This window comes from Klebsiella sp. GW_Kp181 (assembly GCF_040062315.1).
Lineage (GTDB): Bacteria > Pseudomonadota > Gammaproteobacteria > Enterobacterales > Enterobacteriaceae > Klebsiella > Klebsiella oxytoca.
On sequence record NZ_JBEAFR010000070.1, the window covers coordinates 1 to 20,965 of the forward strand.

The 20,965-nt window shown below is 58.8% G+C and carries 20 protein-coding genes; 3 read left to right on the forward strand and 17 right to left on the reverse strand.

The features are described 5' to 3' along the window. Nucleotides 1-374: 374 nt before the first annotated feature. Nucleotides 375-1,133: a M48 family metallopeptidase gene (locus ABLV11_RS18165; RefSeq protein ID WP_017145438.1), complete on the forward strand. Its 759-nt coding sequence runs from the start codon at nucleotides 375-377 to the stop codon at nucleotides 1,131-1,133. 132 nt (nucleotides 1,134-1,265) lie between these two features. On the opposite strand, the gene ABLV11_RS18170 is transcribed toward ABLV11_RS18165, so the two are convergent. From ABLV11_RS18170 to ABLV11_RS18235, 14 genes are all read right to left on the reverse strand, one after another. Further along, the gene (locus tag ABLV11_RS18170; protein ID WP_108704549.1) at nucleotides 1,266-2,906 is read right to left on the reverse strand and encodes a thiamine pyrophosphate-binding protein; all 1,641 of its coding nucleotides are present in this window, start codon (nucleotides 2,904-2,906) and stop codon (nucleotides 1,266-1,268) included. A 14-nt stretch (nucleotides 2,907-2,920) separates the two neighbouring features. Next, entirely contained in the window at nucleotides 2,921-4,390 is a 1,470-nt protein-coding gene (locus ABLV11_RS18175) for an aldehyde dehydrogenase (protein ID WP_004115338.1), read from the reverse strand. 15 nt (nucleotides 4,391-4,405) lie between these two features. Beyond that, nucleotides 4,406-5,170: an aspartate dehydrogenase gene (locus ABLV11_RS18180; RefSeq protein ID WP_004115341.1), complete on the reverse strand. Its 765-nt coding sequence runs from the start codon at nucleotides 5,168-5,170 to the stop codon at nucleotides 4,406-4,408. A gap of 9 nt (nucleotides 5,171-5,179) precedes the next feature. Next, entirely contained in the window at nucleotides 5,180-5,974 is a 795-nt protein-coding gene (locus ABLV11_RS18185; RefSeq protein ID WP_023321627.1) for an SDR family oxidoreductase, read from the reverse strand. After that, a complete protein-coding gene (locus ABLV11_RS18190; RefSeq protein WP_016807907.1) occupies nucleotides 5,958-6,728 on the reverse strand; it encodes an alpha/beta hydrolase in 771 nt (256 codons plus the stop codon). Before ABLV11_RS18190 ends, ABLV11_RS18185 begins: the two co-directional genes overlap by 17 nt. Nucleotides 6,729-6,737: 9 nt before the next feature. Then, nucleotides 6,738-7,268 carry a cupin domain-containing protein gene (locus ABLV11_RS18195; protein WP_004105665.1) on the reverse strand — a complete coding sequence of 177 codons (531 nt, stop codon included), beginning with the start codon at nucleotides 7,266-7,268 and terminating at the stop codon, nucleotides 6,738-6,740. Nucleotides 7,269-7,278: 10 nt separating this feature from the next. Continuing rightward, nucleotides 7,279-8,535, reverse strand: a complete 1,257-nt coding sequence (locus ABLV11_RS18200; RefSeq protein WP_126489551.1) for an MFS transporter — start codon at nucleotides 8,533-8,535, stop codon at nucleotides 7,279-7,281. A 26-nt stretch (nucleotides 8,536-8,561) separates the two neighbouring features. Further along, nucleotides 8,562-9,749: an FAD-dependent oxidoreductase gene (locus ABLV11_RS18205; RefSeq protein WP_004105669.1), complete on the reverse strand. Its 1,188-nt coding sequence runs from the start codon at nucleotides 9,747-9,749 to the stop codon at nucleotides 8,562-8,564. After that, nucleotides 9,746-10,672, reverse strand: coding sequence for a VOC family protein (locus ABLV11_RS18210; protein ID WP_032729243.1), 927 nt, complete (start codon nucleotides 10,670-10,672; stop codon nucleotides 9,746-9,748). Before ABLV11_RS18210 ends, ABLV11_RS18205 begins: the two co-directional genes overlap by 4 nt. 88 nt (nucleotides 10,673-10,760) lie before the next feature. Beyond that, complete coding sequence (locus ABLV11_RS18215) at nucleotides 10,761-11,549, reverse strand: IclR family transcriptional regulator (protein WP_004105673.1); 789 nt, start codon at nucleotides 11,547-11,549, stop codon at nucleotides 10,761-10,763. A 13-nt stretch (nucleotides 11,550-11,562) separates the two neighbouring features. After that, nucleotides 11,563-12,312, reverse strand: a complete 750-nt coding sequence (locus tag ABLV11_RS18220) for an SDR family oxidoreductase (RefSeq protein ID WP_016807911.1) — start codon at nucleotides 12,310-12,312, stop codon at nucleotides 11,563-11,565. Continuing rightward, nucleotides 12,312-13,334 carry an aromatic ring-hydroxylating dioxygenase subunit alpha gene (locus ABLV11_RS18225; RefSeq protein WP_126489552.1) on the reverse strand — a complete coding sequence of 341 codons (1,023 nt, stop codon included), beginning with the start codon at nucleotides 13,332-13,334 and terminating at the stop codon, nucleotides 12,312-12,314. Before ABLV11_RS18225 ends, ABLV11_RS18220 begins: the two co-directional genes overlap by 1 nt. A gap of 10 nt (nucleotides 13,335-13,344) precedes the next feature. Further along, on the reverse strand, nucleotides 13,345-13,653 hold the full coding sequence (locus ABLV11_RS18230; RefSeq protein ID WP_004105685.1) for a recombinase-like helix-turn-helix domain-containing protein: 309 nt from the start codon (nucleotides 13,651-13,653) through the stop codon (nucleotides 13,345-13,347). After that, nucleotides 13,650-13,973: a non-heme iron oxygenase ferredoxin subunit gene (locus ABLV11_RS18235; RefSeq protein ID WP_004105687.1), complete on the reverse strand. Its 324-nt coding sequence runs from the start codon at nucleotides 13,971-13,973 to the stop codon at nucleotides 13,650-13,652. The genes ABLV11_RS18230 and ABLV11_RS18235 overlap by 4 nt, the downstream gene beginning before the upstream one ends. 425 nt (nucleotides 13,974-14,398) lie before the next feature. On the opposite strand from ABLV11_RS18235, the gene ABLV11_RS18240 reads away from it, so the two are divergent. Continuing rightward, a complete protein-coding gene (locus tag ABLV11_RS18240) occupies nucleotides 14,399-15,610 on the forward strand; it encodes an MFS transporter (protein ID WP_126489553.1) in 1,212 nt (403 codons plus the stop codon). A gap of 3 nt (nucleotides 15,611-15,613) precedes the next feature. Here ABLV11_RS18240 and speB read toward each other — a convergent pair whose 3' ends face one another. From speB to yqgB, 3 genes are all read right to left on the reverse strand, one after another. Then, nucleotides 15,614-16,534, reverse strand: a complete 921-nt coding sequence (gene speB / locus ABLV11_RS18245; protein WP_004105690.1) for an agmatinase — start codon at nucleotides 16,532-16,534, stop codon at nucleotides 15,614-15,616. Between the two features lie 211 nt (nucleotides 16,535-16,745). Then, nucleotides 16,746-18,722, reverse strand: a complete 1,977-nt coding sequence (speA, locus tag ABLV11_RS18250; protein ID WP_004105692.1) for a biosynthetic arginine decarboxylase — start codon at nucleotides 18,720-18,722, stop codon at nucleotides 16,746-16,748. Nucleotides 18,723-18,730: 8 nt separating this feature from the next. Then, nucleotides 18,731-18,862, reverse strand: coding sequence for an acid stress response protein YqgB (gene yqgB / locus ABLV11_RS18255; protein WP_127472328.1), 132 nt, complete (start codon nucleotides 18,860-18,862; stop codon nucleotides 18,731-18,733). A gap of 702 nt (nucleotides 18,863-19,564) precedes the next feature. Here yqgB and metK point away from each other — a divergent pair. Continuing rightward, the gene (gene metK, locus ABLV11_RS18260) at nucleotides 19,565-20,719 is read left to right on the forward strand and encodes a methionine adenosyltransferase (protein ID WP_004115371.1); all 1,155 of its coding nucleotides are present in this window, start codon (nucleotides 19,565-19,567) and stop codon (nucleotides 20,717-20,719) included. Nucleotides 20,720-20,965 lie beyond the last annotated feature (246 nt).

The following is a 20,965-nucleotide window of genomic DNA, read 5'->3' on the forward strand; positions in this document are numbered from 1 at the left end:
CCATCGGGGCACCCGGGTGGCCGGATTTGGCTTTCTGTACTGCGTCCATGCTCAGCGCACGAATAGCGTTAGCAAGCTCTTTACGTGAGGACATTTTGACTCCAGATCGGATAATGAAGGCCATGCCCGCAGCGACTTGACGACAGCGCGTTTTGGGCTACGCCGGAAAAAAGTGTGAACAATGTAACCTAAGCGGCAAAGCATGTACATGGAGCATCCTTTTGCCGTTTAAGAAATCTCTGGAACACGTTGTGCTACGGCGTAATCCTCTCGCCCGCATTCTCATATAGTATTTATAATTTGCACAGGATACGGCAGGTCAGCCATCGCCGTTTTTTCGGATAAAGAACCATAAGATTGTGGATGATAAAAAAATGAAAATTCGCTCAGCTCTTCTTGCCCTTGGGATCGCAGCAACGCTTACCGGATGTCAGAACATGGACTCCAATGGTCTGCTTAGCTCCGGCGCAGAAGCTTTCCAGGCTTATTCACTCAGCGATGAGCAGGTCAAAGCCCTAAGCGACAAAGCCTGTCAGGAGATGGATGCGAAAGCGACTATCGCGCCTGCCAGCAGTGAATACAGCAAACGTCTGAGTAAAATCGCCGCCGCGCTGGGGGACAACATCAACGGCCAGCCGGTGAACTATAAAGTGTACCAGACCAAGGACGTTAACGCCTTCGCCATGGCTAACGGCTGTATCCGCGTTTACAGCGGACTGATGGATTTGATGAATGATAATGAAGTCGAAGCGGTTATCGGCCACGAAATGGGTCACGTCGCGCTGGGCCATGTGAAGAAAGGCATGCAGGTGGCATTAGGCACCAACGCGGTACGCGCGGCGGCGGCCTCCGCTGGCGGTATCGTCGGCAGCCTGTCGCAGTCGCAGCTGGGCGATCTTGGCGAGAAGCTGGTGAACTCACAGTTCTCCCAGCGTCAGGAGTCCGAGGCGGATGACTACTCGTACGATCTGCTGCGCAAACGCGGAATTAATCCTGCGGGCCTCGCGACCAGCTTCGAAAAACTGGCGAAGCTGGAAGCCGGACGCCAAAGCTCAATGTTTGATGACCACCCGGCATCGGAAGAACGCGCTCAGCATATCCGCGATCGCATGAAGGCCGACGGGATTAAGTAAGCCCCGGCGGACTCTCACTGTTTATAGTGAAGAGGAGCGCCTTGCGGAGTCCCCCCTCTCCCGGTAAGGAGAGGGTTTGGGCCCTCTAGCCGGGCGTTTTCCCCGGAGGCGGCATGCGGGCTCGCCGGCAGATTAGTACAGCGTCTTTTGCGGCGGCCCGGCAAAACGCAGCGCGCCGATCTGTCCCATCTTCACTTCCACCACCGACGGCCCCGGCATCGCCAGCGCTTCGGTCATCACCGCCTGGAAATCATCCGCCCGATCGACGCTCCAGGCCTGCAGACCGATGGCCTGCGCCAGCAGCGTAAAGTCCGGCGTATGCAGCTCGTTATAATACTGGCGGCCGCCAAAGTACTTATCCTGAATACCGCGCATCACGCCGTAGCCGCCGTCATTCATAATCAGCAGCGTCACGTTAGCCTTCTCCTGTGCCAACGTCGCCAGCTCGCCGAGGTTCAGGCTCAGTCCGCCGTCGCCGACCAGCCCCACCACTTTACGCTGCGGATTAGCAATTGCGGTGCCGATCGCCATCGGCAGCCCCATACCGATAGCACCGGCCAGAGAATGAATATTCATCAGCGGACCGTGGGCGCGAAACAGGCGGCTCCCCCACAGGCTGCCGGACACGGTAATATCGCGAACCAGGATACCGTTCTCCGGCAGCGCCTGCGCGATAGCGTCATTTAATCTGGCGTAATCACCGCACTGTTCGCGCAGCCCCTGCTCCGCCATCGCCACCGCTTCTTTTATTTGGCTATCCCAGCGCGCGTCGCCCCATATTCGCCCCTGCGCTCGTTCCGCCAGCGCGTCTAAAAATGCGCTGCAGTCCGCCACCAGCGTATTGTCCATCAGATAGTTACGGCTGGCCGCCGCCGGGTCGATGTCAATCTGCACCCGCGGCGCGGGCAGTTCCAGCGTCCATGAGCGCGTTTCGTTACTGCGCAGGCGTGAACCAGCGACAAGTGTGAAATCACATTGTGAAATCAACGCTTCAACCGATGGGGAATTGTGAAATGCGCGCAGGCTGGCGCGGTGGCTATCCGGCAGAATACCGCGGCCATGGGTGCTGGAAATCACCGTCATCCCGGCATCGGCCAGCGTCTTCACCGCCTCGCCGCTTTCTAAAGCTCCGCCGCCGAGCCACAGCAGCGGCCGCTTCGCCTGCTTAAGCTGCGCCCACAGCGCATCAACCATTGCCTCTTCAGCTTCCGCCACCGGTGGCGTTTTCAGCGGCGTGGTCAGCAGCGAAAGCGGAATTTTCACGCTTTGAATATCGATCGGAATTTCAACCGAGACCGGACCGCACGGCGGCGTCTGCGCATCCTGAATCGCTTTATGCAGGAGCGCTACCGCCTGATTGGCGTTACTGATACGGTATGCGCGCTTTGAGCTGGCTTTCAGGAAGGTCAGCTGATCGCGGGTTTCGTGAATAAACCCGGTGTCGGCATCCAGCCAGGCCTTTTCGACCTGACCGGTCAGGTGCAGCAGCGGCGTGCCGGCGTTCATTGCCTCAACCAACGCGCCGACGGCGTTGCCCGCCCCGGCGCCGGTGCTGGTCAGCGCCACGCCGAGCCCGGAAAAACGCCCGTGGGCGTCGGCCATGGTCACCGATCCCGCCTCCCCGCGCGCCGGGACGAAGCGGATTTTTTCCCGCTGGCCGACGGCATCGGCGATCGGCAGATTGTGAATAGAAATGACGCCATATATGGCTTCAACGTGATACTGCTCCAGCGTTCTGGCGATGGCGTCGCCGACGGTTATCATTTCACTCATTGCTCACCCTTCTCTCAATCACACCAGTGGTTGACGCTATTACCCGTCGCCAGATAAATACTCTTCTGCTGCATCCAGGCCTTCAGGCCCTGGATACCTTTTTCGCGGCCCAGACCGCTCTCTTTAAAACCCCCAAACGGGGACGAAATAGAGAAAACCTTGTAGGTGTTGATCCACACCGTACCGGCCTCCAGCTGTTCGCTCAGGCGCAGGGCGCGGCCGGTATCGCGCGTCCAGATCCCCGCGGCCAGCCCGAACACCGAATCATTGGCCTCGCGGATCAGCGCCGCTTCGTCGCGAAAGCGCATCGCCACCAGTACCGGCCCAAAGATCTCTTCCTGACAGACGCGAGCCCGGTTGTTGAGTCCCTCGACGATCGTCGGCAGGAAGTAGCTGCCCGCCGCCAGCGCCGGATCCGCCGGGATCTCGCCGCCGCACAGCACGCTACCGCCTTCGCGCTTCGCCAGCTCGACATACTCCAGCACGCTCTGACGATGCTTATCGTTAATCAGCGGTCCGACGTGGGTATCCGCGCTAAACGGGTGGCCCACCCGCAGCCCTCGGGTTAATTCCAGCAGGCGGGCCATTAATTGCGGATAGACTTTTTCATCAATGAACAGACGCGATCCGGCGATGCAGGCCTGGCCGCCGGAGCTGAATATGCCGTAGCAGATACCCCGCGCCGCCTGTTCGATGTCGGCATCTTCCAGCACAATAGTTGGCGATTTGCCGCCCAGCTCCAGCGACGCCGGGATCAGCTTTTCCGCCGCCACGTGCGCCAGATGCCGCCCGGTAGCGGTACCGCCGGTAAAGGAAATTTTGCGCACCTTAGGATGGCGAGCCAGCGCATCGCCAATGACCGAGCCTTTTCCGGGCAGAACGCTCAGCAGCCCGGGAGGTAATCCGGCCTGTGCAAAAATCTTCGCCAGCTCCAGCGCCATCAGCGGCGTCGCTTCCGCCGGCTTGAGGATCACCGCGTTACCGGCGGCGATGGCCGGAGCCACCTTCTGCATTTCGCTGGCGATGGGCGAGTTCCACGGCGTAATCGCCGCCACTACGCCCAGCGGTTCATAGCGGCTCAAGGTCAGCAGATCCGCCTGACGCGGCGTCGGCAGCTCGCCTTCCAGCAGTTCGCAGGCGGCGGCAAAATAGCGCGCGGTGCCCGCCGCGCTCATGACCAGGCCCCGCGCTTCCGCCAGCGGTTTACCGTTGTCGCGGCTCTGTTTACGGGTTAACTCGTCAATTTGCGCTTCAATCAGATCGGCGACCTTATGCAGGATCTTTGCCCGCTGATGCGGCAGCATGGTCCGCCACGTCGGTTCCCGCCATGCGCGATCGGCGCAGTCGATCGCCTCCTGCAGGTCGTCCAGGCTGGCCGCATATAATGAAGCGTTAAGCGATCCATCCGCCGGAAAGCGGCTGTGCATCAGGTTGCCGCCGCCGCGCCGCCACTGACCGCCGATAAAAATGTCTAACTCGTCCATCTCAGCCTCTCTGCGTTATGTCAGTTCGCAGCAGGCGCGTACCGCGCTCAGTGCCGCCAGGGTCGACGTTTTGGGATTGCTGGCGAGCGGCAGACCGCTCAGCTCCAGGTGAAACTCGCCGAACAGTCCTTCGGCGTGCAGCGTATGGGTGTTGCGTTGGGTCGTCGGATCCACCATCAGCTGCACCCGGGTGGCATCGAGACCAATACCGCCCAGCGCCACGGTCGCCGCCACGTTGGCATTCGCCGGAAACAGCCGCGCCGCTTCGCGGGCGCTGCCTTCAAAGAAAATGCGCGTTTCATGTACCGCGCTGAGATCGATAAGCTGCTCAGCGTAGCTGCCGCGCCAGCTGGCCGGACTTTTACGCGACTGATAGGTCACGCGCTCAAGGCCGCCCTCTTTCGCCGCCGCCAGGCCATCAATACCGGCTATCGCGCCCGCCAGCAGCGTGAGCTTGCCGCCCGCCTGGCGAAGGCGCTGTTCCAGTTCGCTATCCGCCAGCGCGCCGGTGGAGATCACCGCCAGATGCCAGCCGCGGGCCAGCACCGCCTCGGCGTACTGCGCTACCGCCTGCTGGCTGGCGCATTCAAGCACCAGATCCGGTGTCCGATCGCACTGCTGCGGATCGCTCAGCGGCGTAACCGCCCCGGCAAACTGCTGGCGGATCGCCGCATGATGCGGCTCGCGAGCCACGATCCAGCCCAGAGACACCTGCGGCGGTAACCGCTCAATGACCGCCTGCGCCATCGCGCCATAGCCGATTAACATCACCTTTTTCATCATCTTTCCTTACAGATGACGGCAAAAGCCGCCGGACACATCCAGCGCCGCGCCGGTGGTAAACGAAGCCAGCGGCGAAGCGAGAAACAGCAGCGCCTGCGCCGGTTCCTGTGGTTTGCCAAGCCGCGCCATCGGGATCCCGCGCTTACGGGCGATGTCGGCGGTCCACTCTGACCAGCTCTGGCTCTTATCGCTGCGGTCTGCAAAACGGCGCTGCCACTGCCCGGATTCGACCATGCCCAGCAGAATGGAATTGACGCGAATCCCTTTGCCAATCAGATCCTTCGACAGGGTCAGCGTCATATTAAGCAGCGCGGCGCGGGCGGCTGAGGTGGCGATCATGTGCTCTTCCGGCTGCAGCGCCAGCAGCGAGTTCACGCAGGTAATTGAAGCGATGTCCGACCGTTCAAGCTGCGGCTGGAATGCCCTGACCGGATTAATCACCCCGAACAGCTTCAGTTCGGCTTCGTGCAGCCAGGCCTCGCGCGGCGTATCGGCGAAATGGGCGACATAGCCCTGGCCAGCATTGTTTATCAGCATGTCAGCGCCGCCAAAGTGGGCCCCGACCGCATCTGCAAAGGCCTGAACCTCTTGTTCGTTCAGAACGTCGCAGCGCCAGGAAAACACGTCTCCTGCGGGATATTCGTTTAACAGCGCCGCGTGAGCGCTGGCCAGCCGGTCCGGGTTGCGGCCGCAAAAGGCGACTTTCGCCCCTTCGCCCAATAGCAGGCGCAGCGTTTCGAAGCCAATCCCTGACGAGCCGCCGGTGACCACCGCGACGCGTCCTTCAATTTGTGCATTCATCGCGCACCTCTTCCCCTATGCGTAAAAGCTGTTGGTTAAAAAACGTAGCGTTATCGAGATAGCTGGCGTGCCCGGCCTGCGGGATGGCGAGATACGGCATGCCGTAGCGTAGCGCCACCCCCTGCACCAGCTCGGGCTGGGTGATGGCATCCTGCTCGCCGCACCACACGGCGAAGCGGCCGCGATACCCGGCAAGCCAGCGGTGGATGTCCTCGTGCGCCAGCATCCAGGCGGCGGCGAGATAGCCTTCACTGCGCAGCCTGCGCATGCCTGCCGCGACCGTCGCCACATCGGCTTCGCGCGCGCCGGCGCGCAGCAGCTTCGCCGCCCGCCCCTCGGCCATCGCCTCGCCGCCCAAAGCCATTTGCTGCTGACGCCCCTGCCAGACTTTTTCCCGCTGCGCGGCCTCCGCCTGGCCGTAGCCCTGGGCGACGTCGGCCAGCACCAGATACCGCACGCGCTGGGGATATCTGGCGGCGAAAGCGGCGGCGACCAGCGCGCCCAGCGAATGGCCGAGCAGAACGGTTTTCTGCACCCCGGCGCGGTCAAGCATCCGCGCCAGCGCATCGGCGTAGGCGCCGGCATCCGCCCTCGCCGTCGCAAGCATCGGGCTTTCGCCATAACCGGGCATATCCCAGGCCAGCACGCGGTAGCCGGGAAGCGCCATCTGTTTATGCCAGGAGGCCGCGCCGGAACTGATGCCGTGCAGCAGCGTCAGCGGCGTACCGCTTCCTTGTTCACGAAAACCCGTCATCATCCCCCCTTAGCTACGCTTCACTTTCGACAGCGGATGATCTTCCGGGTAGGTCGGAATATGCGGCTTTGGCGTACCGAGCATCACGCACATCAGCGCTTCTTCCTCGCCGTGGTTGAATAGCCCGCGATAAATCCCGGCAGGAACAGAAATCAGATCGCGTTCGCGCAGAACGGTCTCGGTGTAGTTGTCGCCATCCTGAATCATCAGGGTGATCTGCCCTTTGAGCATGAAGAACACCTCTTCCACATCATCATGCAGGTGCAGGGGGCCTTCGCACCTGGACGGCAGTACCATGGTGGAGAAGGTAAAGTGTTCCGCCTGGACGGTATTGCTATCGCTGGCGACGCCGGTCGCGCCGGTGCCGATGTAGCGCATCTGCGCGCGACGATATTTCGGGTCAAAATCTGCCTGGAACTTCAGCGCATTCCAGTCGTATTTACGGCCTTCAAAGCGCGCGATACGCGACTCGACCCACTCTTCCATCGTCAGATGTTCAGGTTTGAGACTCGGTTTTGCAGTTACGGTTGAATCAGTCATCGTTTTATCCTCAGTAACGTCTTAGCAGCGGCAGTAACAGGACGCAGCCCACCGCCGCCATCACCGCCAGAAAAATCAGCCCGGAATCCATGCTGTGGGTGAAGGCGATCAGCGCGCCCATCACCGCCGGCGATAGCGCCCCGGCAAAGTTTCCCAGCCCGTTGAAAATCCCGCCCGCCGTGGCGCTGACTCGCGGATGGGTTGCCTTGGCCAGCAGCGCAAAGATATTCGGCGCGCCGGTCCCCCACATAAAGGTGCTAAAGCTCATCGCCGCAATCACCGGCAGCGGGGTGGTGAAATGCATCACCGCCGCCAGGCCAATGCCTGCGCCTGCCAGGGAAATAAAGCAGGCGGTGGCGCGCTTATCGACGCGGTCAGACAGCCAGGCGCCGATAATTTCGCCGAGCAGCATGGCGATAAACGGCATCGACGACAGCCAGCCGGCGTGTTCGAGATGAATGCCTTTACCCTTAATCAGGTAGCCGGGCAGCCAGCCGTTGATGCCCCACAGATAGGCGAGAAAGGCGATGTTGAAGATGCAGATCATCCAGAAGTGCGGGCTGACAAACAGCTCGCGGCGCGCGCTGCGGCGTGCCTCCTGCGACGTTTGCCCGCCGCTGGCTTTTGCCCCCAGCGTGATGCCGCGCAGCCCGATGCGCACAAAAATCAGTACCGGTACCGTCAGCATCGCCATCACAAAGAAGGTGCTCTGCCAGCCGAAGGTGTTAAGCAACCAAATCGACAGCGGGAAGCCAATCGCCGCGCCGACCGGCGTCCCGAGCAGCCAGAGCATGGTGGCGCGCGCCTGCAAATGCTGGGGAAAGGTATGGCGGACGATAGCGAACGCCAGCGGGAACAGCGGCCCTTCGGCGATACCCAGCAAAATTCGCAGCGTCACCATCAGCGTATAGTTATGGGTAAAGCCCATCACCAGCATCAAAACGCACCACACCGCCATCATTCCGGTAAGCAGGCGCAGCGGCGCAATACGGTCGCCCAGGCCGCTTAGCAGCACCGAAGAGAATCCATAGCTCAGCAGGAAAGCGCTCATCAGTATGCCCAGACGGGTGGTGTCGAAATCGATCCCCATCGCCTGCTGGAAGTGGCTATCGGAAAACAGCGCGGCGATGCTGATTTTGTCGAAGAACGCCAGCAGTACGCAGGCCAGCAGCGACAGCGGAATGGCCCAGCGAACCGCTTTTTCAGGCGTGCGGACGCCCTCGCCGCTCGCCTCAGCAGGCGCGGCATTAGTCTCTAATGTGGTCATTTCTCCCCCTTAAGGGTGCGGGTTAGCTATCGCAACGACATCAGTGAAAAAGCCGGGTCGGCGAGCGGTACAGCGGATAAATCCCGCCCCGCCGCCATCCAGCGCTTCGCCAGCTTGACGGTACGCGCATCGTTGAACGCCACCAGCTGCGTCAGCCGCCCGTTTTCGTCCAGCGAGAAGTACAGCGAATCTTCACGCGCTATCGTTCTACTGCCCGGCTGCGGAATACCGAGGATCTGGATATTGTGCTGATATTGATCCGACCACAGCCACGGCGCGTCGTCGTAGCCTGGCGCATCGGGGTTGAGCATCGCTTTTGCCGTCGCCACCGCCTGATTCTGGGCGAAGGCCCAGGACTGGATGCACAGGCCGTAGTGATGATGCTGCGCCACATCCCCGGCAGCAAAGATGAACGGATCCGACGTTCGCCCCTGGCTATCCACAACGATCCCGCGCTCGGTTTTCAGCCCCGCGTCGCGCGCCAGTTCGAGATTAAGATCGACCCCGATCCCCACCACCACCGCATCGAAGGTTTCCCGCCGGCCGTCGCAGTGCAGCGTTGGCAGAGCGTTATCCTCTTCCAGCTCCAGCGCGCCGCAGCCGCAGCGAATATCGACACCCTGCTCGCGGTGCATCTGCGCCAGCGCCTGCGAAACTTCCGCGCTCACCGAACGCATGCACAATGCTGGCTGCTGCTCATAGAGGGTTACGGCCACGCCGCATTTGCGCGCCGAAGCGGCAATCTCAAGGCCAATCCAGCCGCCGCCGACTATCGCCAGTTTTTGACTTGCCGCCAGACGACTTTTCAGACGCTGCGCATCCTGCCAGTGACGCAGGGTATAAACCTGGGGATGCGCCGCCCACGACTCGTCCGGTAGACGCGCTCGCCCCCCGGTGGCGATTAAAAGGACGTTGTAACTCAGGCGTTCGCCGTTGCTTAAAATCACCGTTTTAGCTAGTCGGTCAATCCGCTCTGCACGCAGCGGACGGTACCAGGTCAGGTTCAGCGCCTGCTGCGCCTCGTGCGAAAACAAGCGCGGTAGCTGCGCATCGGTATCCAGCAACGCGGCTTTGGACAGCGGCGGCCGTTCATAGAAATCCCATTCCTCTTCCGCCACTACGCAAATCTCGCCCCCGAAGCCCTGGTCGCGCAGCGTTTTCGCCGCCCAGCCGCCCGCCTGGCCGCCGCCGACTATCACGATCCGCGCCGTCATACCGCCTCCGTTTTTTTCTGCTGGCGGCGGGTATCGTGGTCGATTCCGCCCTCCACCGCCCACTCGGTAAAGGAGACCAACGAGTGCTCCAGTTCGCGCGGCTGCCAGTTTTCCGTCAGATAATCATCGTTGGTGTAGTACTCGAAGGCGCCGCCGGTGGGGCTGTTGACGTACCAGAAGTAGGCCGAGGAGACCGGGTGGCGACCGGGACCGATGAAAGTGCTCCAGGCATTTTTGTTCATCGCGATGCCGCCGCCGATCACCTCGTGAATATCGCGGACGGTGAAAGCAACATGATTCAGCCCGCGCTTACGGTTCGGCAGCTGCAGCAGGAAGAGGTTGTGATGGCCACCGCGCGCGCCGCAGCGCAGGAAGACCGCGCGGTTAATGTAGCGGTCTGACACCTGGAAGCCGAGCACCTCGCGATAGAAGCTTTCGACCGCCGCCAGCTCTTCAACGAAGAACACCACGTGGCCGACGTTGATCGGCTGCGCGCGGTCGTAAACCGGACTCGGCGTGTCGATACGACGAATATCGCCCCACTGATTAATTGGCTCGACGTTCAGCTCCACCGCCTTTTGCTGGCTGACCTGCACTCGCAGCGTCATGCCGTTCGGGTCGAGGCACTCCAGCGCGCCGTCGACCCTGCGGAAGCCAGGCTGACGTTCCAGCTTTGGACGCAGCGCTTCCAGCGCCGCCTGGTCCGCTACGCCCCAGGTCATACGGCGCAGCGTATTGCCGGTTTCAAAAGCCGGCGGCAGGTCGGCGGCCTCCAACGGGTTAAGCTCAATGCGCGCGCCGCTGAGGGTGGTGAACACGCGGCCTCTGGCGTCGCCAGCCAGGCCAAAATCGTGCATAAATTTGGCGCTATGGTTCAGGTCATCTACGCCAAATTCCAGCTTTTCAATTCCGGTAATACTCATTTTTCGTCGCCTCTTTACCGTTCAGTCGCCCGAATTTGGGCGTAAAACATGCCCGACGCACTCAAGCGCCTGCCGTTAAGTGTTTGATTTAACTTGCCTGAGACAAATATCCCAGGAAACCGGAAATTTTGTCCGCCGCCAGGCTGACGTCGTTCTGCAGCCGCTCGCGATCGCTTTGCGGGATCTCATCGGAGGGCACCAGGATACTGACGACTCCCGCCACCCGGCCGCTGCGGTCATACACCGGGTAGACAATCGACGAAATGCCGTGGCGAAAGAACGACTCGCCAATCACATAGCCGCGGGCTTTATCCTGCTGCACCATCTGCCACAGCGCTTCGCGATCGTGCAGCTGGCCCGGGGTGTTGCCCGGCAGCCGCTCGTTGGGGAACAGCTGTTCAAACTCGCTGCGTGAAACATCGGTCAGCAGCATGCGGCCCAGCGAGGTGCAGTGCACCGGCAGCCGGGTGCCGACGCTGACCTGGTTTATCCGCGAACCGGCCGCGCTGACGCGAGCGATGTAGATGATGTCCCGGCCATCGCGGATTGCCAGATGGCTGCTGCACTGGCTGACATCACGCAACTGCTCGATAACCGGCTGACCAACCTGGGCGATATCCAGCGAGGCAATATATTCAAAGCCCAGCCGCAGCACGTTCATCCCCAGCGAAAAGGTATTGGTGCGCGCGTTGCGTTCGAGAAAGCCCATATACTCCAGCGTTTGCACCACGCGATAGGCGGTCGCTTTCGGCATATCCACCAGCCGGTGCAGCTCGGCGAAGGTCAGATCGCGATGCTGTTCGCCAAAAGCCAGCAGCAGCTGCAGGCCGCGCTCAAGCCCCGGCACCAGATACTTCACTTCCTGCTCGTTCGCCATACCGCCTCACTTATTAGTTAAAAACAAAACCGCCGTTGACCGGGATCAGCTGGCCGGTGATAAACCGCGACAGATCGCTGAGCAGCCAGACTACGCTGCCGGTGACGTCTTCCGGCTGCTGCGCGCCGCTGAGCGCGCGACCGTTTTCATACAGCTGATGGCGTTCCGCGGGCACGTATTCCGTCGCCTCAACGCGGGTCAGCCCCGGCGCGATGGCGTTTATGCGGATCCGTTTCTCCCCCAGTTCGCGGGCCATCGAGCGGGTCATCGCGATCACCGCACCTTTACTGGCCACGTAGGCCATCAGCCGCGGCGCTCCCCACAGAGCGGTATCCGAAGCGACATTGACGATCCCGGCCCCTTCGCGCAGCAGCGGCACCGCCGCGCGGGTCACCAGCCAGGTGCCTTTGACGTTAACCGTCATCACTCGATCCCACAGATCCGGATCGTAATCGAGCATGTTTTTCCCGCCGACGCCGGTGGCCATCGCCGCATTATTCACTAACCCGTCGATCGCCCCCCGCTCGCCGATAGCGCTGAATACCCGGTCGATCGACTCGCTATCGGCGAGATCGATCTCATGGGATTCAATGCAGTAGCCCTTTTCCTGCAGACGATGAGCGCTTTCCGCCAGTTCGCCCCGCAGAATGTCGCACATCACTACCGCCGCTCCCTGCCCGGCACAGGCTTCGGCAAAGTGGTAGCCCAGGCCGCGCGCCGCGCCGGTGACGACGATACGTTTTCCGTTCAACAGACCGTTCATCAGGCGGCTCCCTGCTGCTCTTCCAGGGCCGCCAGCTGCTCTTTTGCCGCTTTCTGCATCATGCGGCGCAGGCGGGAAAGGCCGACGTCGTGCTGATAAAGATATTCGCGATCGCGGGCATTCGGCGCCAGGCTTTCCAGCACCACGCGATCCTGTTCGAGCACTTCCCAGTGCAGTTTTTCCAGGCGGTTGCGGTACATAAATCGCCATAGATCGCGCTGCCAGCCCTGTACGCCGCGGATGCGCCAGAAGAAGACGCGGCAGTTGTCGTTATCTTCCGGCACCACCATGCCGACAATCCAGAAGTGGCCGCCCGGCCCGAAGCGCTTTTTGTACGGAATAGAGAGGCGCATCCAGTAGGCCCCGCTGCTGCCCAGTTCGACCCAGTCGAAGTTAACGCCAACCTGCCCTTTCTTCTCAAAAATAAACCCGGTTTTCGTCGGCTGCAGCACCATGTCGGCTTTGCGATCGCCTTCCGCCATCGAGTGCGAGGAGGAGTGAAGATAGGTGCCGTGCATCGGGTCCATCACGTTTTCCAGCGCGTACTGGTAGTTGCATTTCCACGCTGCGGTACACAGGAAGTGGCTAAATTTGTCGCTATTGGCCAGCTCTTCCGGAAAGCTCAGCTCATCAGGCTGCTGGTAGGCGGTGACGCCAAACCACAGGAAAATGGCGCCATGCGCTTCCTGAACGCTGTAGCTGCGAACGCACTGCTGACCCACCAGCGGGCAGCGGTCAACCGCCGGGACGTCTTTCACTTCGCCGTTACCGGCCACTTCCACGCCGTGATACCAGCAGGCAATGCGATCGCCCAGGTTCCAGCCCATCGACAGGCGCGCGCCGCGGTGCGGGCAGCGGTCTTCCAGCGCCTGCACCTGGCCATCTTTATTGCGCCAGACCACAATCTGTTCGCCGAGGCGGGTAATTCCCACCGGCGCCGACTGCACTTCCCAGCTCGCCAGCACCGGATACCACAGGCCGCGTAATCCTTTATCAAGATAGTTCTGTACCGTTGTTGTCATCGCTGTGTCCTCAGTATCCGTTTACCTGCAGAAATGCCTGGAAGCTGCTCTCGCTCCACGGTTCCCCCTGCTGGTCGTGCATTCTGACGCCGTTCAGGCCGTTCACCAGCTCACCGAGGCTTTCCGCGCCCTGTTCAAAGAGCGTCTCGAGGGTGGCGATAAGCTGTAGCTCCCAGCTTTCCGGCACCCGGCTGCGGGTTTGCCAGATCAGATTGGTGTAGTCGCCGGGTTTGTGAATGTTGCCGTTTCCGCCTTCCGCCGGCGGCGTAAACTGACGGCTTTCCGGCAGCGCCGGGTTAAAGTCCAGGGTTTCGCTCATGCCACGTTCTCCTCGATAAAAGATATCTGGATCTGCTTGTCGTATACCCGCACCGGGTAGCGATGCAGGTTGCGCCCGCCGGGGCCGTGCAGACACTGGCCGGTTTTGACGTCGAATACCGCTTCATGCAGCGGGCACTCCACCTTGCCATCTTCGACAAAGCCCTGGCTCAGCAGCGCATACGCATGGGGACAAACGTCTTCCAGCGCGTAATATTCGCCATCAATCAGATAGATACCGATTTCTTTACCGTCGATACTGCCGCTATAGGGGAAATCTTCCTGTACTTGCTCCGCGTCACACACGCCAATCCAGCTCATCGCATTCCTCCGGGCTTTGTTTCATATATGAAACTTTGTTTCTTATTTAATACGGTCAATATAAAAGCGATGAATCTTTCGTCAAGCAGCAATGTGACTAATTTGTTAATGAATGGCTTTTTAATTAGCTAACTGTGGAATTGATCACGAAAAAAAGCAGCCAGATGAAATGATGATATTTAAAGCGCCCTTTCATTATAAAAAACGCTATCTCTTCAGAAACAAAATGCGCTATTGACTTCTTTTCATGAAGATCGTTAAAAATGAACAGGAAGGGAGCTTGCGGTGTTTCACATATGAAACAAAAAGAAAATTAAACCTTAATAAACAATGAGTTTCATAGGTGAACCATTTTAGTTAAGTGATTATTTCTGGCGTCAAAAAAATAATAACCAAAATGTATTAAATTTAAAAAGAGGTAAATCATGGCGGCAAGATGGCAAGGTACTATCGCAATACTTCTGTTAATAATTATTTCTTACGTCGATCGGGTAAATATCTCAGTGATGATTCTGAACCCCGAATTTGCCGCTAACTTTCATTTAAATGAAAACAGAATGTTACAAGGCATGCTGATGACATGCTTTCTTCTTGGTTATGGTTTATCGGCTTTAATATTAACTCCCCTTATAGAAAGTAAGCTCAACTATCGCCAGGGGCTGTTAAGCAGCGTAGCGATATGGGCGCTGGTTTGCGCGGTTTCTCCGCTGCTGGGCTCCCTGCTGGGCATGTTAATCGCGCGCATCGTTCTCGGCGTTGCCGAGGGGCCGCTATTCTCGCTGAAAACCCGCTTTATCAGCGATAGCTTCGCCGCCGATGAGGTCGGTAAACCTAACGCCGTGACCGCTCTCGGCGTTTCGCTCGGGCTGGCGGCAGGCTTTCCGCTGGTCACCTGGCTGATGGCGCACGTCGGCTGGATGGGATCGTTTTACGCCCTGGCGCTGCTCAACCTGCTGCTCGGCGGCGGCTTAGTCTGGCGCTTTTTACCTGCTCCAGTCGTCAATGAACGCCGCGCCAGGCTCGGTATGATTACAACCTTGACCCTCGCCTGGCGCACGCCGCTACTGGGCTGGATCCTGCTGGTGGAGATCGCCACCCTCAGCTATCTATGGGGCAGCAGCGCCTGGCTGCCGGCCTGGCTGCGCGACGAGCATCACTTCTCGCTACAGGCTACCGGCCTGCTGGCGGCGGTTCCGTTTCTGCTGAGCCTGGGTTCAAAATTTCTCGGAGGGGTACTTCTCGATAAAATGCGCCCGGAGCAGGCGCCGGTGCTGTTTATTATCGGCGGCCTGCTGACCGCCCTGTCGGTACTGGCGCTGATGCTCAGCCACCAGCAGGCAATGCTGGCGCTGTTTATGCTGGCGGCGAACGTTTTCTGGGGGCTGCAGGGCGCGGCGATCCCGGCGGTCGTGCAGCATCATGCGCCGCACGAAGCGGTAGGCAGCGCCTATGGCATTATTAATGGCATCGGTAATATCTGCGCGGCGTTTATCCCGCTGCTGATGGGAATGGTCATGAAATCGGCGGGATCGGTAAGCTCAGGATTCTCGGTACTGGTGGTATCGCAGCTGATAACGCTTTGCGCCGGAGGCATGCTGCTGCTGCGCATGCGTCGCGCAGCAGCAGTCAGCGTCTGAGGCTTATTCGCCTTTTTTCGCCGCCTGAATGTAGAGCATTTCCAGGGCCAGCGTCGCCGCCGCCAGGGCGGTGATTTCGGACTGGTCATAGGCCGGAGCGACTTCCACCACGTCCATACCGACGATGTTCAGATCCTTGAGGCCGCGCACCAGCTTGATCGCGCGATCGGAGGTCAGTCCGCCGATCACCGGTGTACCGGTGCCCGGCGCAAACGCCGGATCCAGGCAGTCGATATCAAAGGTCAGGTACACCGGCATATCGCCGACGATCTGTTTCACCTGAGCGATCACGTCGTCGACGCTGCGGTCGTTAACCTGACCCGCATCCAGCACGGTAAACCCGTTGTCCTTATCAAACTCGGTGCGAATGCCGATCTGCACTGAATGGTGCGGGTCGATCAGGCCTTCGTTCGGCGCGGTATAGAACATGGTGCCGTGGTCAAATTCGCAGCCGTTGGCGTAGGTATCGGTGTGGGCATCGAAATGCACCAGCGCCATTTTGCCGAAGTGCTTAGCATGAGCGCGCAGCAGCGGTAGCGTCACAAAGTGGTCGCCGCCGAATGAAAGCATGCGCTTACCTGCCGCCAGCAGTTTTTCCGCATGCGCCTGCAGCTTTTCACTCATTTCACGCGCATCGCCGAAAGCGTAAACCAGATCGCCGCAGTCCACGACGTTCAGCCGCTCGCGCATATCAAAGTTCCACGGGAAACGGTTATGCTCCCACGCAAGGTTAGTCGACACCTGACGGATCGCCGCCGGGCCATGACGCCCGCCCGCGCGTCCGGAGGTCGCCATATCAAACGGTACGCCGGTGATGACCCAGTCCGCATCGCTGTCGTACGGCATAAAATTCATCGGTAGACGCAGAAAGCCAAATGCGTTGGATACCAGGGAGTTATCGTATTGATGACCTAAGGTGCTCATGGTTATGACCTCTTTTACAGTCGTTGTATTGAAATACAAATATAAAAAAACCCCTCCGCGTCGTTAGGCCCGACGAGGAAGGGTTTGAATAAGTTTGCTGCTTAATTGGGCGAATTATCGCCGCAAATGTCTACGTGTTCAAGTGAGTCTGGCAAATGGCGTAATGAGCCTTCCCCTCTCTCTTCCCTCTCCGCTACGGAGAGGACGTATATCACTCGTCTTCCAGATAAGTGTAGCCGTATAAACCCGCTTCGAACTCTTCAAGGAACTGCTGCTGCAGGTCAGCGTCGAGATCGGTCTTTTTCACCTGATCGCGGAACTGCGTCAGCAGCGTGTTCGGATCCAGCTGGACGTACTGCAGCATATCCGCGACGGTGTCCCCCTCATCCGACAGCTCCACTTCGACGCTGCCGTCAGGGAAGACAAACACGTCTACGGCTTCCGTATCGCCGAACAGGTTGTGCATATTGCCCAGAATCTCCTGGTAGGCGCCTACCATGAAGAAGCCCAGCATCGGCGGATTTTCCGGATCGTATTCCGGCATCGGCATGGTGGTCGCAATGCCATCGCCATCGACGTAGTGGTCAATTGCGCCGTCGGAGTCGCAGGTGATATCCAGCAGCACCGCGCGGCGTTCCGGTACCTTGTTCAACCCTTCCAGCGGCATCACCGGGAATAGCTGATCGATACCCCATGCATCCGGCATCGACTGGAACAGAGAGAAGTTGACGTAAATCTTATCCGCCATACGCTCCTGCAGCTCATCGATTATCGGGCGATGCGCGCGGTTGCTGGGATCGAGCTGTTTCTGCACTTCATGGCACATATTCAGATACAGTTGCTCGGCCCAGGCGCGTTCCTGAAGATTAAAGGTGCCGGAGGAGTAGCCGATATGAATATCGTGCAGATCCATCTGGCTATCGTGCAGCCATTCGCGCAGCGAGCGGCGGTTGCCGGTTTCCTGCATCTCCAGCCAGGTTTCCCACATGCTTTGCAGCGGACGCGCGGCATCTTCCGCGGGAGGGGTCGCCTCGGTATATTCGTTACGCTCAACGCCGATGATGTTGGATACCAGTACGGTGTGGTGCGCGGTGACCGCACGGCCGGATTCGGTAATCACCGTCGGATGCGGCAGACCGTTCTCTTCACAGGCATCGCCAATTGCCCAGATAATGTTGTTGGCGTATTCGTTCAGGCCATAGTTCACCGAGCAGTCGGACTGCGAACGGGTCCCTTCATAGTCAACGCCGAGACCGCCGCCAACGTCGAAGCACTGAATATTCACGCCCAGCTTATGCAGCTCGACGTAGAAACGCGCCGATTCACGCACGCCGGTGGCGATATCGCGAATATTGGCCATCTGCGAGCCAAGGTGGAAGTGCAGCAGCTGCAGGCTGTCGAGATGCCCTGCGGCGCGCAGAATTTCAACCAGCTGCAGAACCTGGGTCGCCGCGAGGCCGAATTTGGATTTTTCGCCGCCGGAGGACTGCCACTTGCCAGAGCCCTGCGAAGCCAGACGCGCACGCACGCCAAGACGCGGCACCACGTTCAGCCGCTCGGCTTCTTCCAGCACGATGGCGATTTCCGACATTTTCTCAATGACCAGATAGACCTTATGGCCCATCTTTTCACCCACCAGCGCCAGGCGGATATATTCACGGTCTTTATAACCGTTACAAACAATCACGCTGCGGGTCATACCGGCGTGCGCCAGTACCGCCATCAGCTCGGCCTTCGAGCCGGCTTCCAGACCCAGCGGTTCGCCGGAGTGGATCAGCGATTCAATCACGCGGCGATGCTGGTTAACCTTGATGGGATAAACCAGAAAGTAGTCACCGTTATAGCCATAAGACTCACGCGCCCGTTTAAAGGCGGCGTTAATCGAACGCAGGCGGTGCTGCAAAATCTGCGGGAAGCAGAACAGTGCAGGCAGGCGCTGCCCCTGAGCTTCACGCGCTTTCACCAGCTCGGCAAGGTCAACGCGCGCTTCCGGAACGTCAGGATCCGGGCAGACGCTGATATGGCCCAGTTCGTTAACGTCGTAGTAGTTATTACCCCACCAGGCAATATTGTAAGTACGTAGCATCTTGCTGGCTTCCTGGGAGCTCATCGCAACCTCCTGCATGGAACGTAGTACACCGTGATCGCCTGCTGACGAAGGCGAAGATAAAGACATGTCGTCAGACATAGCGAACCTCAAATTTTAGTAACAAGTGTAAAACAGTTGACTACTATCGCAATCCGAAGAAGCGATAACAACCCATAAACAGTCCGAAATCCCAGTAGATAGTGCTGGACTTGCGGCTGAGCGACCGGTTTCTTATTCATATCATCGTAAAACACGTACCCGAACGGAGTATGACAGTCCGGAGAAACCACGAGAAAACCCTTGCTATCGCAAGAGCGCCCTTGTTCAGTTTTCCTGTAACCTGCCGGCCCTGGAATCCTGAGAAGCGCCGAGATGGGTAGAACATCGGCTGGTTTGCATGAGAGAGATGCGGATTGAGGAATAGTGACGCGCGACGGAACGACGCGACGAGTCAGGCGAAAAACGTGGGTTCATTATCTGGTATCACCTCCACACTGCCCCGGTACGGGCCAGCGACAAGCCAAAGCTATAGGTTCCGGACAGCCAGCAAAAACGCCGCTGCGGGACTCTGTCAATACAGACTGCTTAACCCGGCTGGAAGTGGCGTCACGAGGTGAGTGCTCGTGCGCTGTTTTAATGAGCCGCGCGCGGCGTTTTATACCGATAAGCGGGGTAAAAAGCAAAATAAAAATATGCGCGTTGCCGGGCATTGTCAGGAAAAATTGCCACCGCCCTTTTTCTATAAATGCGACGAATATCAAAAAAGGCTGGAAATGGGGTCAAGAACTGCCCTAAAATAGCCGTCCAGAAGTTAATCCATCTATACTGATTAACACTCAGACTGCTCGTGTCACTACCTGCAAGCTTTGGTAGAGTCATCCGTCAAAGCCATTCTACACAACAGTATGAGCTACCCGAATCGTCCACAGGTGAAATAAAACATGGCAAAACACCTCTTTACGTCAGAGTCCGTATCCGAAGGGCATCCCGACAAAATTGCTGACCAAATCTCCGACGCCGTGCTGGATGCGATCCTTGAACAGGATCCAAAAGCGCGCGTAGCATGTGAAACCTACGTCAAAACCGGCATGGTTCTGGTGGGTGGCGAAATCACTACCAGCGCCTGGGTTGATATTGAAGAGATCACCCGCAATACGGTCCGTGAAATTGGCTACGTGCATTCCGATATGGGCTTTGACGCCAACTCCTGCGCGGTGCTGAGCGCTATCGGTAAACAGTCTCCGGACATCAACCAGGGCGTTGACCGCGCCGATCCGCTGGAGCAGGGCGCGGGCGACCAGGGCCTGATGTTTGGCTATGCGACTAACGAAACCGATGTGCTGATGCCTGCGCCGATCACCTACGCTCACCGTCTGGTGCAGCGTCAGGCTGAAGTACGCAAAAACGGCACCCTGCCGTGGCTGCGCCCGGACGCAAAAAGCCAGGTGACGTTCCAGTACGACGACGGCAAAGTTGTCGGTATTGATGCGGTCGTTCTCTCCACACAGCACGCCGAAAGCATCGATCAGAAATCGCTGCAGGAAGCGGTAATGGAAGAGATCATCAAACCGGTGCTGCCGACCGAGTGGCTGAACAGCGCGACCAAATTCTTTATCAACCCAACCGGCCGTTTTGTTATCGGCGGCCCGATGGGTGACTGCGGCCTGACCGGGCGTAAAATCATCGTTGATACCTACGGCGGCATGGCTCGCCACGGCGGCGGCGCGTTCTCCGGTAAAGATCCGTCTAAAGTCGACCGTTCTGCGGCCTACGCGGCGCGCTATGTGGCGAAAAACATCGTTGCCGCCGGTCTGGCCGATCGTTGCGAAATTCAGGTTTCCTACGCCATCGGCGTCGCAGAGCCGACCTCGATTATGGTTGAAACCTTCGGTACCGAAAAAGTACCGTCCGAGCAGCTGACGCTACTTGTTCGTGAGTTCTTCGACCTGCGTCCGTATGGTCTGATCCAGATGCTTGACCTGCTGCACCCGATCTACAAAGAGACGGCGGCTTACGGTCACTTTGGTCGCGAACATTTCCCTTGGGAAAAAACCGACAAAGCAGCTCAGCTGCGCGAAGCGGCCGGCCTGAAATAAGCCCCTGCTCTTCTCGCTCTTAAGGCCAGCCTCGCGCTGGCCTTTTTATTTTCAACCGTATAACCGCAGCCTCTGCATCCAGCCCTTTGCAAAGCTTCCTATGGAAGCGATTACATCCCATGTGCAACATCCTTTTCCCCGACGTGCGCGAAAAATGTAATAACCCTTGGCTTTGTTACACAATATTTCAGCAAACTCTGATTAGCGCTTTAAATTTCTTGAGCTAAACTTTATTAAAATGCTGAT